The sequence below is a fragment of the Haloferula sargassicola genome (assembly GCF_040362925.1).
Classification (GTDB): Bacteria; Verrucomicrobiota; Verrucomicrobiia; order Verrucomicrobiales; family Akkermansiaceae; genus Haloferula; species Haloferula sargassicola.
This window is the reverse complement of the sequence record NZ_BAABRI010000025.1, coordinates 1-14,748: the sequence shown is the minus strand read 5'-3', so window position 1 is coordinate 14,748 and position 14,748 is coordinate 1. Positions and strand designations below refer to the sequence as shown.

Below are 14,748 nucleotides of genomic sequence, written 5' to 3'. Positions count from 1 at the left end.
AAACCCGATTTGGCTGCGGCAGCCGCTTGTTTCTTGCCGTGGCAGGGGGGCGGGGGAAACATGCGGGCATGACTGGAGTGATGACCCACGACCTGCCCGACCGCTTCGGTTCGATGTTGGTCAAGGAGCTGCGGCAGAACCTGCGGCGGGGAAGCTTCATCATCCCCTTTCTGGCGGTCCATGCCTTGGCGGTGGGGGCGGTGGTGATGGAGTTTCAAACGGGTGCCATGCAGATGAACGTGGGTCCGGTGGGGATGATGAACCTGGCCTTGCTGGTGGCATCCGGGCCCTTGTGGATCGTGATTTCCGCGATCTGCGGCGTGATCATGCCGCTGGCCGGGCTGGTGCTGATGGGCCAGGAGCTGGAGGAGGGAAATCACGAGCTGCTCCTGCTGACCAAGCTCAGGCGGTGGACCGTGGTCCGCGGAAAGTTCATCTCTTTGTGGTCGCTCTCGGTGCTCACGCTGTTTTCCCTGCTGCCCTACGTGCTGGTGCGCTACCAGATCGGCGGGGTCGAGCTGGTGCGCGACATGGCCTGCACGCTCTCGGTGCTGGGCCTTTCCGCGGTGCTCAGCGCGGGCGCCATCGGGGCCTCGTCGTTCAGCGGGCTCGCAGCACGGGTCGGGATCATGCTGCTGTTCGTCGGCTCGGCCGCGGCAGCGGGCGGGATCACCCTCGGGGGCAGCGCCGCGACGGGGGGTGACGGTGCCGGGGTGATGTGGCACCTCAATGCCCTGGCCGCCGTCTTTTGTTTCGCGTGCATGGGCCTCGGCCTGGCAAGATCGCGGCTGAGGCTGGTGGTGCATGCCTTCGAGGTGAAGCCGAGCTTCATGGTCGTCGGGCTGCTGTTTTTCACGCCCTTCGTGGTCGGCATGACCACGGCGATGACCCTGGGACGGGCGGGCCTGGTGGGCCTCATCGGCATGGCGCTGGTGGGGATCTATGCCGACGTGACGCCCAAGGCGCCGGTGGGGATGGTGGCGCCACGCCCGAATGTTCCCCGGCCGGGCGTTTCCCCGGAAAACCATGAGTCCTCCGCGGCCGGGCAGCCGGGGAGGACGGGAGAAGGGGAGCAGCAGGACGCTCAGTGACCGACCGGGCTTTCGCCCGAGGCATCACCGAGGTGGGCGAGCTCTTTCGGCAGCAGCGGCTTGAAGCGCGTCTTGTCGATGGCCTTCATGTAGGCTTCCTGGGGAGAGATCATGCCGGCTTGGAGCTTTTGCCAGATGGACTCGTCCATGAACTGCATGCCCTCGCCCTTGCCGCCGGTGATGACGTCGTAGAGCTTCTGGGTGGCACCTTCCCGGATGATCGCCGAGACGGCGGGCGTGGCGAACATGATCTCGTGGACGGCGACGCGCCCCGGCTTGTCGACGCGCTTGCACAGCAGCTGCGCCAGCACGCCGCGCAGCGAGGCGGCGAGCATGGTGCGGACCTGCGATTGCTGGTCGGCGGGAAACACGTCGATGATCCGGTCGACCGTCTTGCGCGCGTTGTTGGTGTGCAGCGTGCCGAAGACGAGCAGACCGGTCTCGGCCGCGGTCAGTGCCAGGGAAATGGTTTCCAGGTCCCGCATCTCGCCGACGAGGACGATGTCGGCATCCTCCCGCAGGGCGGCCCGCAGGCCGTCAGCGAAGGATGGTGTCTGGATCGGCACCTCGCGCTGGGTGATGATGGAGTTCTTGTTGCCGTGCACGAACTCGATCGGCTCCTCGATCGTGATCATGTGCCGGTTGTAGTTCGTGTTGATGTAGTCGAGGATCGCCGCCAGCGTGGTTGACTTGCCGGAGCCGGTCGGGCCGGTCACCAGGATCAGTCCCGAGCGGATCTGGGCGAAGCGTTTCACGACCTCCGGCACGCCGAGCTGCTCCATCGACATGATCTCCGTCGGGATCAGCCGGAACACGGCGGCGAGGCCGTTCTTCTGCTTGAGATAGTTGCAGCGGAAGCGCGATTCCTCATCCATCTCGTAGGCGAAGTCGAGATCGCCGGATTCGAGATACATCTTGTAAGCATGGGGCTCGCAGATTTCCTCGAGCATGCGGTGGATCACGTCGTGCTCGAGCACCGGTTCGTCCGGGATCGGGGTGACGGCGCCGTGGACGCGGGTCTTCGGCGGTTGGCCCTCGGAGAGGTGGAGGTCGGAGCCCCCGGAGTCGACGAGGTATTGGAAAAGTCGGTCGATTTCAGCCATGATGGTGTCGGTTCGGGTGGCGAATCAGGATTCGAAAAAGGAAGCCATGTAGTGTTTGTCCTCGGCGCGGTAGTAGGCCTCCTCCTGGGTGATCAGGCCCTTGACGTAGAGTTGGCGCAGGGATTCATCCATGGTGATCATGCCGACGTTCTTGCCGGTCTGCATCACGCCCGGGAGCATGAAGGTCTTGCCTTCGCGGATCGAGTTGGCGACGGCCGGCGTGTTGACGAGCAATTCGAGGGCGAGTGCCCGGCCTTGGCCATCAGCGCGGGGGACGAGCTGCTGGGAAAGCACGCCGCGGAGGGATTCGGAAACCATGATCCGGATCTGGTCGCGTTGGTCGGTCGGGAACACGTCGAGAATCCGGTCGAGCGTCCGGGGCGCGTTGCCGGTGTGGAGGGTGCCGAGCACCAGGTGCCCGGTTTCCGCCGCGGTGAGGGCGAGCTGGATGGTCTCCAGGTCGCGCATTTCACCGACCATGATCACGTCCGGGTCCTCCCGCAGGGCACCGCGCAGGGCCTTGGCGAAGGACTCGGTGTGGAGGTGGACTTCCCGCTGGTTGACGTGGCAGCCCTTGGATTCGAAGACGTATTCGATCGGGTCCTCCAGAGTCAGGATGTGGTCTTCGCGATCGGCGTTGATGAAATCAACGAGGGCCGCTAGCGTGGTGGACTTGCCCGAGCCGACCGCGCCGGTCACGAGGATCAGGCCGTTGTGATAGCGGGTGAGGGGCTTGAGGTGCTCCAGCGGCAAGCCGAGGGTTTCGATGTCGCGGATTTCGGAATCGATGATCCGGAACACCATGTCGTAGCCGAGGCGCTGCTTGACCACCGAGGCCCGGAAGCGGCCTTCGTTGTTGGCGTAGGCGAAATCGACGTCGCCCTTTTCCTGAAGGCGGTTCCACTCGCGCTCCTCGAGGAAGGAACGGGCCAGCCGTTCGGTATCGTCCGCGGTGAGCGGCGGGTGATCGTCCCAGATCGGCTGGAGCTGGCCAAAGCGGCGCCAGGCGGGCGGATAGGTGGTGGGCAGGTGGATATCGGAGCAGCTATATTCCCGCCCCAGGCGGAGATACTGGTCCACGTGATCGAGCACTTGGTGTTCGGACATGAGTCGGTTTTTTATGAAAATCGATCGGTCGCCGGAGCGGGGCCGGGCAGGGCAAGGCGGCGGTGCTTCATGTAGTGGATGAGGCTGCGGCGGACCTGGCTGGTGAGCAGCCGCATCAAGGTCGGTTTCAGGGCCGCGAACAGCGCCCCGAGCAGAAAACCCACCACTCCGCGTTTTCGTTTCTCCATTTTTGGTTTCCGCCGCCGCAGCCGGCTGAGCAGGAAGCCTGCGCCCACCGTGCCGCCGATCAAGGCCAAGGGCTGGCGCTTCGCGGTTTTACGGACCCTCGATACGACCCGCGAGGGCGCGTGGAGCTTGGACTTCAGCGACTGGACCTCCGTCCCGAGCGACCGACGGGACGCCTCGATCCGGCGCATCAGTTCCCCGACTTCTCGTTTTTCAGCGTTTGAAGCCATTCGCGGTCTTTGGAGAGTTCGGAGCGGGTGAGGGGAAACAAGGCGCTGCCTTGGCGCAGGAGCAGGGCGCCGATGCCGGCAATCAGGAGATGGAGGACCGCCGCGCCGAGGGCGACGAAGAACCATGGCCAGCCAGCCGATCTTGCGATCCAGCCGATGACCCCGGCAAGCGTCAGCGCCCACGCGGCCAGCGCGGCGCCGGCGATCACGACGGCGATCGCCGTGCGGCGTGCGGCCTCCCGGCCGGCCTCGCGGGCCTCAAGCTTGATGAGGCCGAGGCGAGCGTCGACGAATTCGTGCACGACGGCTTTCCAGCCGTCGGATTCCGACTCATGGGGAGGCTCGCTCATGCGAGGGGCGGGCACTGCGGACGGAGGTCAGCGGCGGGTGATGAGACCGACGAGGAAACCCACGCCCAGGGCACCGAGCACGCACTTGGTCGGATGCTGGCGGATGTAGTCCTCGGCCGAAACGTGGAGTTCCTTGGCGCGGTCCCGGGTCTGTTCCCACTGCTCGTCGGCGACGGAGCGGAACTGGGTGGCGCGATCGCCCGCCACCGAGCGGAACTGGTTGGCGCGTTCGGAGGCGGCCGACTTGAGCGCCTGCGCCTTCTTCATGGCTTGGTCGCGGAACTGCTGGGCGGATTCCTTCGCCCGCTCGGCTGCGTCCCGCGCATGGCTGGACTGCTCGTGGGCGAAGGTCCTGGCTTTGTCGCTAACCGTATCCCGAAGATGACCCGCCGCGTCCCGAAGGTCGTTGGCGGCCTTGGAAACGGACGGATTGGCCGGCGCGGCGGCCGGCACGGTGGAGAAACCCGCATTGGGGTCGAGCGATTCCGGAAAGTTTTCGGACATGGGGAGATCGTGTTGAGGTTAGGAAATTCGGACGTCGTTCCACCCGCAAGCTGGCACTGATGCCTGCAGGACGCAAGACGTGACTCCACCAGCGTTTATCGGCGCCGGTGGGTGGGGAGTTTCGCCCTTGGCGGGACCGCCGACGGCTGGTCGACCGGCCGCGCCCGCGGAGGGGTCAGCAACTTTTCATTCTGCTCGTCGGGCGGCGAGGTGAACATCACGTTGTCCCACTTCGGATCGTCGAAGGGACCCGTTCCGCGGAACTGGAACAGGCCGTAGAAGGGCTTCAGCGGCAGCGTGATCATGCCGAACAGCCCGCGCGCATTCATGCGCACCGTCATGTCCAGCGTCAGCTTGTTCAGGTCCGCCATCCCGTCTCCGGTGAAAACGAGCGACCGGGTGGTGGTCAGGAAATCATTGCTGCGCAGCACGCCGTCCTGGATGTCGAACGAAAAGAATGCGGACTTGGCTTCCTGGAAGCCCGCCTTGCGGTTGCCCAGCACCGCAGCGATCACCGGCGACAGCGGCCCGAGGATCGGCACGTCGAACAGCTGCGCCTGCTCCAGCGCCACGTGCCCGCCGCCGTCCAGGCCCGCCACCTCCCCGCCTTTCAGAGTGAAGTCGGCCCGGCCCGTGATCACGCCGGGAAACTCGTTCTTGAAGTGATACGCCTTGCCGATTTCCTCAAGGTCGAGCTCGGTCCAGTCGATCGCGCCCGACAGCGTTTCCGGCGGCCCGGCGCGGCTCGACAGCGATGCCCGGGCACGACCGCCCAGCGCCCCGAAAGACAGGTCCTCGATCAAGACCTTGTCCGGCAGCACCCGGACCAGGCCCTTCGGCTCGTCGAGGGCCAGCCGCTCGTCCAGAAAGTCGTAGTCCAGCTTGCCCGCGGTGGAGAAGCGCACGGTCAGGTCGGTCTTGGCCTCTTCTCCCAGCACCCCGACCACTCCGTCCGCCTCGAGCCGCGGAGTTCCGTGAAAACCGTAAGCCTCAAGGTGATCCGCCACCTCCGGGGCAAAGGTCCGCACCACCGGTGCCGGCCACACGTCGCCCCGCACGCCATGGATTTCCACGGTCTTCGCCACGTCGTCGTAGCGAATCTGGTCCACCGTCGCGGAGCCGGTGTCCGGGCCGCCGTGACGTCGTTTCAGCGGATAGTCGTCGTAGTTGAAAACCACCTTGCCCTGATTGAAATCGAGGCGCTTGCCGTTGAGGTCCAGATCCACCCGGGCCTCCCGCGTCGGCACTCCGCGGAAGGAAATCCCATGGGCCTCGGCCGTTCCTTCGAACGACCAGTCATGGGATTGATGGGGGTGGGCGTGGCCCTTGAAGACCACCTTCTGGCGCAAGTCCGGCCCGCCGGAAAAATCGTTGAGGATCGTGCGCAGTGGCTCGAAGGAAATGCTCCGCTGCCACAGCCCCAGGGGCAGCGTGCTGGTGGCAGCGTAGCGGATCAGATCGGGTTGGACGTAGATGCGCCCGGTCAGTTCGCCCTCGCCCTCCAGCACGTGCAGGTCCTCGAGCAGGAGGTCCGTGCCGTTCCAGGCGAACGATGACGAAAGCTCGTCGACACGGATGCCTTCGAAGTCGGGATCGAAAAAGGTCGCATGCCCGATCACGCTGTAGTCCCACTTCCCGTCGCGGCGGCGGAAGTCGCCCTTGGCCTCGATCACCGGCGGCTCGGAAAAACTCGGCAGCGCTTCCGGCAGGGGCAGCCTCAGCTGCCGCACCAGCGCCGGAATGTCCAGGGTGGAGCGGAGATTGAAACGCCCGGACTGATCCAGCAGGTCGTACTCCGCATCTCCCGTGAGGTCGCCGTTCCCGGCCACGATGCTGCCTTGGTGGAGAACCAGCGCCGGGCCGCGCAGCTCGCCGCGCAGGTCCACCTCCCGCAGCAGCAGATCGCGCGCTTGCAGCTGGCTGGCGCGCAGGTTCAGGGAGGCCCGCAGGCTGGCGGGATCCTCGAGGTCGCCCCGCACCTCCAGCCGGATCCGTGGGGGATTCGAGGGATCGAAATCGAAGGCCTCGAGCGTGTGGATGACGCCGAGCAGGATCTTCCGTCGCTCCTGGCGGGCAAGGTCCTCTTCCTCCGGGGTGGTCATGCCGGGGGAGCGGAACAGGTCCAGCCGGCAGTTCGCGTCCAGCCGCACCCCGTGGATCATGCCGCTGGCCCGGCTGATCGAGATCGAGTGCGGCCCGGAGAACTCCACCCGGCCGCTCAGATCGGTGACGTCCAGTCTTTCCGAATCCGGATCCAGCGGATCGGCCGCCAGCGAAAAACGCGCGCCGGAAAGGTTGAGCCGCTCGATTTGGAAATCGCCGTGCGTCAGCCGCGAGCGGTCGAGATCGAACAGCAGCCGCTCCAGCCGCCCGACGACCCGCTGGTGCGAGGCATCCGAGTAAATCACCACCTCGCCCGCCTCAAAGCCGCGGAACGGGATGAAACGCAGGCTCGCCAGCTCCGCCTGGATGCCCTGCGAGGCCAGCGCGTCGGCGATGCCCTGCCGCCACGTGTCCGGCAGCCCGGTTTCGTTCGCCCAGCCGATCAGCCCCACCAGCCCGGCGAGGGCCAGAAATCCGACGATCGCCCCAAAGGTGCGCAGGCGGTGGATGATGCGGATGTGTCTCACGAGTTTCACGCATCATGCCCGGCGATGCCTCCTCCGGCAACCGGAAGAAACACCGGGGGAGGGGACTCGCTCAGCCCAGCTCGTAGTCGACGCCGGGCTCGGGGATGATGGCCTCGGTGGCGGGCAGTTTTTCCGCCAGCTGGCGGGCGAACCACTCGCTCGCCGGGCGGTCGCCGTGAACGAGGAAGGCGCGCCTGGGCTTCACCTTCAGGATGTAGTCGAGCAGGTCGTCGCGGGTCGCGTGGCCGGAGAAATCGAACACCTCCACCTTGGCCCGCAGCGTCGCCGGCGGATGCTTCGGATCCAGGATCACCGTTTCCCCGGCCGCGGCGGCGCGGATCGAGCCGGCGGGCGACTCCGGATCGGCGTAGCCGACGAAGAGCAGCGAGTTCTTCTTGTTCTCCAGGAAACCGGAGCGGGCGAAGCCGTTCGAGACCGTGTTTTCCGTCATCATGCCGCTGGAGAGGCAGAAGATGGTCCCGGGCTCGGGCACGATCGCGGCCTTCCGCCGCCGCGTGCCGGCCCGCAGGTCCATGTCCTTGAGGATGCGGAATTCGTCGTCGGTGCGGCGGGTGAGGCCCTTGCCGTAGCGGTCGTAGATCACCGTCATCTTCGTCGAGAGCCCGCCGATCACGATCGGCGTCCGCATCGGAATCCAGCCCCGCCGCTTGAAGAGGTGAAGCATGGTCAGCACCTCCTGCGTCTTGCCCATGGCAAACACGGGGATCAGCACGCCGCCGCCGCTTTTCAGGGTGGCCGCGATGGTGTCGGCGAAGCGCCGCTCCTCGTCGCCGCGCGAGTAGCCGTCCGGCCGCGGGCTGTCGCCGCGGGTGGTCTCGATGACCAGGGTGTCCACCGGGTCCTCGGGCAGCAGCGCGCCCTTGATCAGCGTGGAGTTCTCGAAATTCACGTCGCCGCTGTAGAGCAGCGTGTGGCCGTCCGCCTTCAGCGTCACCGCCACCGAGCCGAGCACGTGGCCGGCATCGTGGAAGGTGGCGCGAAACACCCGGTCCGGGTCCAGGTCGAAGGGGCGCTCGGTGGCGCGGGTCTCGATCGTGCGCTCGATGTCATCGAGCTGCCGGTGGGAAAAAAGCGGATACTCGGCGATGCCCAGCTCGGTGCGCTTGGCCTGCATGACGTTCACCGAATTGTGCAGCATGGCAAAGCCGAGGTCGGCCGCGGCGGGCGTGAAGAAGGTTCGCGCCTGCGGCTGCTGCTCCAGCAGCACCGGCAGCGAGCCGATGTGGTCGAGGTGCGCGTGAGTCACCACCACCGCATCCACGCTGCCATCCTCGAGCTGCTCGAAATGCGGGATCGCCTCGAAGGCCTCATGTTTCGGGTGCATCCCGGCATCGAGGACGACGCGGGCATCTCCCGAGTCGAGGACATAAGAATTGGCGCCGATTTCGGCGTGGCGGCAAAGGCTCCGGAAACGCATGGGGCCGGCACCATGATCCCTGCTCGAGAAATGTCGAAACCCGATTGCGTAACCGCACGAAGATGCCGCGCGCCGCTCCGTTCCGGGGTTGCGCCGCTCGTCGCGCGGCGGCTAGCCTTTTCCATGGCCACCGACTCCTTCGAGCTGCACGTGTTTCTCTATCAGATCACGCCGAAAATCTGGCGCCGGATCGCCGTGCCGGCCGACTTCACCTTCGCCCAAGTCAACGATGCGATCCAGGCCGCCATGGGCTGGGAAAACAAGCACCCGCACGAGTTCCGCCACGGCAAGGGCAAGCGGCTGGTCGACGTGATCGGGCCCGTCGGCCTGGCCGACCAGGTCCCACCCGGTGGCGAATTCCAGGACGAGGCGCAGCTTACGATCAAAGACTACGTCGGCCGCCGCCGGCTGCCGCTGCGCCTGCTCTACCGCTACGATTTCGCCGAGGAATGGATCCACGAGATCGTGATCGAAAAGCGCGCCGAACACGCCAAGTCGCCGGCCGTGCTCGGCGGCGAGCGGGCCTGTCCGCCCGAGGATTTCGGCGGCGCTTTCCAGTACATGCAGGCGTCCGCCGGCGAGATCGCCTGGGACCAGCCGGGCTACGATCCGGAGGCTTTCGAGCCGAAAAAAGTCGACTTCACCCCGCCCAAGAAGCGCAAGCGGCGGTGACGGCGTCCGCAGTCTTGCGGTCCCCGGCGGACGGACTTCCGGTTGCAATTGGTCCGCAGCGTGCGGAGAGGTGGAGGGATGCGGCTTCCAAAACCGTGTCCTTCATTTCAAAAAGCACGATACCCATGAAAGTGATCCGTAAAACGCCCGGTGGTGAAACCCGCGAACTCCTGCTGAAAGAGTATTTCCTGAACGCCTACCTGATCGCCGCCCTCAAGACCGTGGGCGACCAGATCCGCCAGTCCCGCACGGCCGAGGTCAAGCTGCCCCAGCCGGCTCCGGTCCCGCTCGACCGCTCCTGATCTCAGGCGCCCCGCCGGGCCCGCACGGCCTTGGCGAAGTCGTCCAGCACGGCCACCGTGTCGTCCCAGCCGATGCAGGCATCGGTCACCGACTGGCCGTAGGTCATCGCCTCCAGGTCGGCGACGAGCTTCTGGTTTCCTTCCACCAGATTGGATTCGACCATCACCGCCGCCACCGCCCGCGAGCCGCCGGCGATCTGGTGACACAGGTTCTGCGCCACCAGCGGCTGGTTGCGGTAGTCCTTGCGCGAGTTTCCGTGCGAGCAGTCGATCATCACATGCGGCGGCAGGTCCTGCTCGCTGAGCATCACCAGCACCTCGTCGACGTCCTTCTTTTCGTAGTTCGGCCCGCTCTTCCCGCCGCGCAGGATGATGTGGCAGGAGTCGTTCCCGGTGGTGGAAACGATCGCCGAGACGCCCTGTTTCGTGACCGAGAGAAAATGGTGCGGTCGCGAGGCGGACTGGATCGCGTCGAGCGCCAGTTGGATCGAGCCTCCCGTGCCGTTCTTGAACCCCACTGGCATCGACAGGCCGCTCGCCAGCTCGCGGTGGACCTGGCTCTCGGTCGTCCGTGCGCCGATCGCCCCCCAGGCGATCAGGTCGGCGATGTATTGAGGCGAGATGGTGTCGAGAAACTCGGTCCCGGCGGGAATTCCCATCTTCGCCAAGTCGATCAGCAGCCCGCGGGCGACGCGCAGGCCGTGGTTGATGTCGAAGGAATCGTCGAGATGCGGATCGTTGATCAGGCCCTTCCAGCCAACCGTCGTCCGCGGTTTCTCGAAATACACCCGCATGATGATCTGCAGGTCGTCGCGATGCTTTTCGATCAGCGGCTTGAGACGCTCGCCGTATTCGATCGCCGCCTTCGGATCGTGGATCGAGCACGGCCCGATGACCACCAGCAGCCGGTCGTCCTCGCCCTTGAGGATCGCGTCCGCCTCGTTTCGCGAAGCGGCCACCACCTCGGAGATCTCCTCGGTCACCGGCAGGAAATAGTTCAGCACCGCCGGGGAAATCAGGGGATTCAGGCCGGAAATGCGCAGGTCGTCGGTGCGGTGCTGGGTCACGCGGGGGAGAAAAGAGTAGCCGGTAGCGAGGTGCAAGTAGCAAGGGCGTGCGCATCGGACTCCGCCAGCCGCCCGGATTTTCCCCCTTGCTACCCGCTACCGGCTGCCAGCAACTTCTTTCCCCATGCCGAAAGAACGCGTCGATGTCCTCCTCGTCGCCCGCGGCCTGTGCGAAACCCGCGAACAGGCCAAGCGCCTCGTCCTCGCCGGCGAGGTCCGCAGCGGCGACCGCGTCCTCGACAAGCCCAGCACCAAGGTCGCCGACGACCTCCCGCTCGAACTCAAGGAAAAGCCCCGCTACGTCGGCCGCGGCGGCCTGAAAATGGAGGGCGCGCTCGATGCCTTCCACCTCGACCCACAGGGCCTTGTCTGCCTCGACATCGGCGCCTCCACCGGCGGCTTCACCGACTGCCTCCTCCAGCGCGGCGCCCGGCGCGTCCACGCCATCGATGTCGGCACCAACCAGCTCGCCTGGAAGATCCGCAGCGACCCCCGCGTCGTGGTGAAGGAAAAGTTCAACGCCCGCGGGCTGGTCGAGGCCGACCTCGGCGAGCGCGTCGACCTCATCGTCATCGACGTCTCCTTCATCTCCCTCACCAAGATCCTTCCCGCCGCCTTCGGCGTCCTCAAGCCCGGCGGCTCCGTCGTCCCGCTCATCAAGCCGCAGTTCGAGCTGCAGCGGGAGGACATCGGAAAAGGCGGCATCGTCCGCGACCCGGAGCTGCACGAGCGGGCGGTGGAAAAGATCCGCCGCTTCGTCGCCGACCAGGACCGCGAGTGGAACGGCCTCATCGACTCCCCCATCACCGGCACCGACGGCAACCGCGAATTCCTCGCCTGGCTGGCCTGAGCCGTTTCCGAGGAACTTTCTGGCTCCTTCAAAAGACGGTCTGTCGAGGGATGGCCTGTCGAGGGACGGCCTGTCGGAGGACGGTCTGTCGAAGGACGGTCTGTCGAAGGACGGCCTGTCGGAAGGATGGTCTGTCGGAGGATGGTCTGTCGAAGGATGGTCTGTCGAAGGATGGTCTGTCGAAGGATGGTCTGTCGAAGGATGGTCTGTCGAAGGATGGTCTGTCGAAGGACGGTCTGTCGAAGGATGGTCTGTCGACAGGCGGCCTGCGGAAGGACGGCTCGCACGTTCACCCTCCATTAAGGCATTCTCCCGTTCAAAAGCCCCAACAGGGGCGCAGGCGATCAGTCACCGGCTCACCGGCGGAAATCATCCCGTCCCCAGGACCCAAACATCGCCCTCCAGTTGGGCGATCTCCTCTCCAAAAGCCCCAACGGGGCGCAGGCCAGTAGCCACGGGGTCTGCCGCGTGGAAACCCCTTCCCAAGCCCCAACGGGGGGCAGGCCATCAGTCACCGGCTCACCCGCGGAAATCATCCCGTCCCCAGGACCCAAACATCGCCCTCCAGTTGGGCGATCTCCTCTTCAAAAGCCCCAACGGGGCGCAGGCCAATAGCCACGGGGTCTGCCGCGTGGAAACCCCTTCCCAAGCCCCAACGGGGCGCAGGCCAGTAGCCACGGGGTTCACCCCCTGGGTAACCCGCCCCCCCGCACCACCAAGCCCCGATAGGGGCGTAGGGAAGGCCCGCATTCGATCACGGGTAGGTGCGTGCTCGACCCAGGGTAGGTGCGTGCTCGACCCAGGGTAGGTGCGTGCTCGACCCAGGGTAGGTGCGCGTTCGACCCCAGGTAGGTGCGCATTCGACCCCAGGTAGGTGCGCGTTCGACCCAGGGTAGGTGCGTGTTCGATCCCGGGTAGGTGCGTGTTCGATCCAAGGTAGGTGCGTGTTCGATCCCGGGCAGGTGCGCGTTCGATCCAAGGTAGGTGCGCGTTCGACCCAGGGTAGGTGCGCGTTCGACCCCAGGTAGGTGCGCATTCGATCCAGGGTAGGTGCGCGTTCGATCCAGGGTAGGTGCTGTTCGATCCCGGGTAGGTGCGCGTTCGATCCAGGGTAGGTGCGCGTTCGACCCAGGGTAGGTGCGTGTTCGATCCCGGGTAGGTGCTGTTCGATCCCGGGTAGGTGCTGTTCGACCCAGGTAGGTGCGCATTCGACCCCAGGTAGGTGCGTGTTCGATCCCGGGTAGGTGCTGTTCGATCCCGGGTAGGTGCTGTTCGATCCCGGGTAGGTGCGCGTCCGACCCAGGGTAGGTGCGCGTCCGATCCAGGGTAGGTGCGCGTTCGACCCAGAGTAGGTGCGCATTCGACCCCAGGTAGGCGCGCGTTCCCCACCGAGTGGCAGATATCCTCTGCCAAAGCCCCAACGGGGCGCAGGCCAGTAGCCACGGGGTTCACCCCGTGGAACCCCGCCCCCACAACCCACCAAAGCCCCGGAAGGGGCGCAGGGACGGCCCGCAAGTTTGATCCAAGGTGGAGGCCCTGATCCAGTCCTTGGTCACCCGCCTGGATTCCTTCATGAAAAACAAGTCCACCTCCCAGCCCGACCCGATTTATCTCCAGCGGCTCCATGTCGATCAACTCACTGGAGACGACATGCAGGGCCGCCGGGAATGGGAGCGAAGCGGACATGGACTGCCTGCCTAGAACCCAATCCGCAGTCAATCAGATCCGCCCATAGTAGTCCGAGACGGGAAAGCCGATCCCATGGCAAAGGAGCGGGCGGATGGACAACGCGGACAGAGCACCCACGCGAGAGGACGGACGACCCTCCCATCAAGCGTGTCAAGCACCCTGTCCGCCCTGGAAACCAAGGCGGCGAAAGACCCGAAGCATCGCTTCCGGTCGCTTGCCCGCCTGCTCGACCGGCAGATGCTCGGCAACTCGGTGCGTCTGTGGCAACTGCTGCATCACGTCCGGCGCTTGGCCTTCAAATGGTGGAACCGCCGCAGCCAGCGACGCAGTTTCACCTGGGCGGAGTTTGCCGAAGCGTGGGAGCGGTGGAGGATGCCGCGACCGAGGATTGTGGAAACCCCCTTGCCCTGGAGCTGGCGGGAGGCTCGACAAGCCGGGAGCGCATGAGTAAACGATGAAGTCAGAAACAGAAACCAACGGCGTGGCGGAATCGAAGCGCGTCCATCCGAGGAGCCCGGTGCGGTAGTTCCGCACGCCGGGATCTGCGAGGGGGGCGCCGGATGACCGGCGTCCCTACCTCAATCGTGACAAAATCACCATGGTCGATCCCCAAGCAATAAAAGCAGCCAACATCGAGATTCTTCGCTCGTGGGATGTCCCGACGATTGATCATCTGCCAACGCTCGAGGAGGAGGCCGACTTGTCACCACCTGCTGCAATCGATGTCGCGAGGCGCTGCGTAGTCCTTAACCACGTGATTGGAATCGGTTTCGGAGGGCACGCGCCAACACTCGCGGAGGCTCTTGATCGATGGGACTTGATGTCCTACGCATCGGATCGTGAGCGCGATTTGTTTAGTCGCGGCGAGCATACTGACCAAGAGAAGATCAATGCCACATGGCAGGTGGAGTGCATGCAGAGCTTTGCTTGGTGCCTTGGGCTTGCAGATTTGAAGGTGTTCGACGGGTGTGACGACGACCTTGCAACCAAGTTTCCCGGTCCTTTCGTGGATCCGCGACCCTTCATTGAGAGTGCGCGGCTACGCCCCTTTGTGGAAATCTACGAGCAGGCGGATCTTCATTACAGGATTCATTGGGCAGCGCGCAGCGCGAGGCTTGAAGGGACCGAGTTCATCGTCCCTGAGGGTTTCGTCGGCGAACGGCGTAAGGCGCTCGATTGGGTCATTGGCGTTGAGTCTGACTGGGATGAAGTGCCTTCGGACACATAGACGCGCCACAATAAAGAAGAAACGAACGAGACCGTCGGATAACCCCCGAAGCCCCCTGAAAACAGGGCTTCTGAATCCGGTTGATGAAGGAGGGGGGTTCGCAGGATTCGGGGCTGGATCGGCGGAAATGAAGCGGATCGGCTAAGTATGACGCCCATCGTAGGGTCTGGCGGAGCCTGACGAGCACGGATAGGACCTCTTTTCACCCGGCGACGGCCCCGCCGGTGCCGAAGGAGGGCCGGTAGAGGACGATCTTGCCGATGTTGTGCATGATCGCCCACAGCTTCCAGATCACGGCGAC

General features: G+C 65.1%; 15 protein-coding genes and 1 pseudogene. 7 read left to right on the top strand and 9 right to left on the bottom strand.

Features of this window, described 5'->3' with window-relative positions:
- Positions 1 to 68: 68 nt before the first annotated feature.
- Positions 69 to 1,091: a hypothetical protein gene (locus tag ABXH26_RS18070; protein WP_353568505.1), complete on the top strand. Its 1,023-nt coding sequence runs from the start codon at positions 69 to 71 to the stop codon at positions 1,089 to 1,091.
- Here ABXH26_RS18070 and ABXH26_RS18065 read toward each other — a convergent pair.
- The 7 genes from ABXH26_RS18065 to ABXH26_RS18035 form a co-directional block, all read right to left on the bottom strand.
- Complete coding sequence (locus ABXH26_RS18065; RefSeq protein ID WP_353568504.1) at positions 1,085 to 2,194, bottom strand: type IV pilus twitching motility protein PilT; 1,110 nt, start codon at positions 2,192 to 2,194, stop codon at positions 1,085 to 1,087. The two genes, ABXH26_RS18070 and ABXH26_RS18065, sit on opposite strands and share 7 nt — an antisense overlap.
- A 24-nt stretch (positions 2,195 to 2,218) precedes the next feature.
- Complete coding sequence (locus ABXH26_RS18060) at positions 2,219 to 3,301, bottom strand: type IV pilus twitching motility protein PilT (RefSeq protein ID WP_353568503.1); 1,083 nt, start codon at positions 3,299 to 3,301, stop codon at positions 2,219 to 2,221.
- Positions 3,302 to 3,312: 11 nt separating this feature from the next.
- Positions 3,313 to 3,678 carry a hypothetical protein gene (locus tag ABXH26_RS18055; RefSeq protein ID WP_353568502.1) on the bottom strand — a complete coding sequence of 122 codons (366 nt, stop codon included), beginning with the start codon at positions 3,676 to 3,678 and terminating at the stop codon, positions 3,313 to 3,315.
- Positions 3,678 to 4,067 carry a phage holin family protein gene (locus ABXH26_RS18050; RefSeq protein ID WP_353568501.1) on the bottom strand — a complete coding sequence of 130 codons (390 nt, stop codon included), beginning with the start codon at positions 4,065 to 4,067 and terminating at the stop codon, positions 3,678 to 3,680. Before ABXH26_RS18050 ends, ABXH26_RS18055 begins: the two co-directional genes overlap by 1 nt.
- Before the next feature lie 27 nt (positions 4,068 to 4,094).
- Positions 4,095 to 4,571: an ElaB/YgaM/YqjD family protein gene (locus tag ABXH26_RS18045; protein ID WP_353568500.1), complete on the bottom strand. Its 477-nt coding sequence runs from the start codon at positions 4,569 to 4,571 to the stop codon at positions 4,095 to 4,097.
- A 95-nt stretch (positions 4,572 to 4,666) separates the two neighbouring features.
- Positions 4,667 to 7,201 carry an AsmA-like C-terminal region-containing protein gene (locus ABXH26_RS18040; protein ID WP_353568499.1) on the bottom strand — a complete coding sequence of 845 codons (2,535 nt, stop codon included), beginning with the start codon at positions 7,199 to 7,201 and terminating at the stop codon, positions 4,667 to 4,669.
- A gap of 70 nt (positions 7,202 to 7,271) precedes the next feature.
- A complete protein-coding gene (locus ABXH26_RS18035; protein ID WP_353568498.1) occupies positions 7,272 to 8,639 on the bottom strand; it encodes an MBL fold metallo-hydrolase in 1,368 nt (455 codons plus the stop codon).
- Between the two features lie 123 nt (positions 8,640 to 8,762).
- On the opposite strand from ABXH26_RS18035, the gene ABXH26_RS18030 reads away from it, so the two are divergent.
- Both ABXH26_RS18030 and ABXH26_RS18025 read left to right on the top strand, forming a co-directional pair.
- Positions 8,763 to 9,311 (top strand): plasmid pRiA4b ORF-3 family protein, encoded by a 549-nt coding sequence (locus tag ABXH26_RS18030; protein ID WP_353568497.1) that lies wholly within the window; start codon positions 8,763 to 8,765, stop codon positions 9,309 to 9,311.
- Between the two features lie 125 nt (positions 9,312 to 9,436).
- The gene (locus ABXH26_RS18025) at positions 9,437 to 9,613 is read left to right on the top strand and encodes a hypothetical protein (RefSeq protein WP_353568496.1); all 177 of its coding nucleotides are present in this window, start codon (positions 9,437 to 9,439) and stop codon (positions 9,611 to 9,613) included.
- Positions 9,614 to 9,615: 2 nt separating this feature from the next.
- On the opposite strand, the gene ABXH26_RS18020 is transcribed toward ABXH26_RS18025, so the two are convergent.
- Positions 9,616 to 10,680, bottom strand: coding sequence for a 3-deoxy-7-phosphoheptulonate synthase (locus tag ABXH26_RS18020; protein WP_353568495.1), 1,065 nt, complete (start codon positions 10,678 to 10,680; stop codon positions 9,616 to 9,618).
- A 124-nt stretch (positions 10,681 to 10,804) separates the two neighbouring features.
- Between ABXH26_RS18020 and ABXH26_RS18015 the strand changes: the two genes are divergently transcribed.
- Positions 10,805 to 11,530 (top strand): TlyA family RNA methyltransferase, encoded by a 726-nt coding sequence (locus tag ABXH26_RS18015; protein ID WP_353568494.1) that lies wholly within the window; start codon positions 10,805 to 10,807, stop codon positions 11,528 to 11,530.
- 185 nt (positions 11,531 to 11,715) lie between these two features.
- Here the strand turns inward: ABXH26_RS18015 and ABXH26_RS18010 are convergent.
- Positions 11,716 to 11,817 (bottom strand): annotated as a pseudogene (locus ABXH26_RS18010) (hypothetical protein); the annotation flags it as partial.
- 1,240 nt (positions 11,818 to 13,057) lie between these two features.
- Between ABXH26_RS18010 and ABXH26_RS18005 the strand changes: the two are divergent.
- The 3 genes from ABXH26_RS18005 to ABXH26_RS17995 all read left to right on the top strand — a co-directional run bounded on the left by ABXH26_RS18005 (position 13,058) and on the right by ABXH26_RS17995 (position 14,447).
- The gene (locus ABXH26_RS18005; protein WP_353568493.1) at positions 13,058 to 13,231 is read left to right on the top strand and encodes a hypothetical protein; all 174 of its coding nucleotides are present in this window, start codon (positions 13,058 to 13,060) and stop codon (positions 13,229 to 13,231) included.
- Positions 13,232 to 13,366: 135 nt separating this feature from the next.
- A complete protein-coding gene (locus ABXH26_RS18000) occupies positions 13,367 to 13,666 on the top strand; it encodes a hypothetical protein (protein ID WP_353568492.1) in 300 nt (99 codons plus the stop codon).
- A gap of 151 nt (positions 13,667 to 13,817) precedes the next feature.
- The gene (locus tag ABXH26_RS17995) at positions 13,818 to 14,447 is read left to right on the top strand and encodes a DUF4272 domain-containing protein (RefSeq protein ID WP_353568491.1); all 630 of its coding nucleotides are present in this window, start codon (positions 13,818 to 13,820) and stop codon (positions 14,445 to 14,447) included.
- The last annotated feature ends 301 nt before the right edge of the window (positions 14,448 to 14,748 follow it).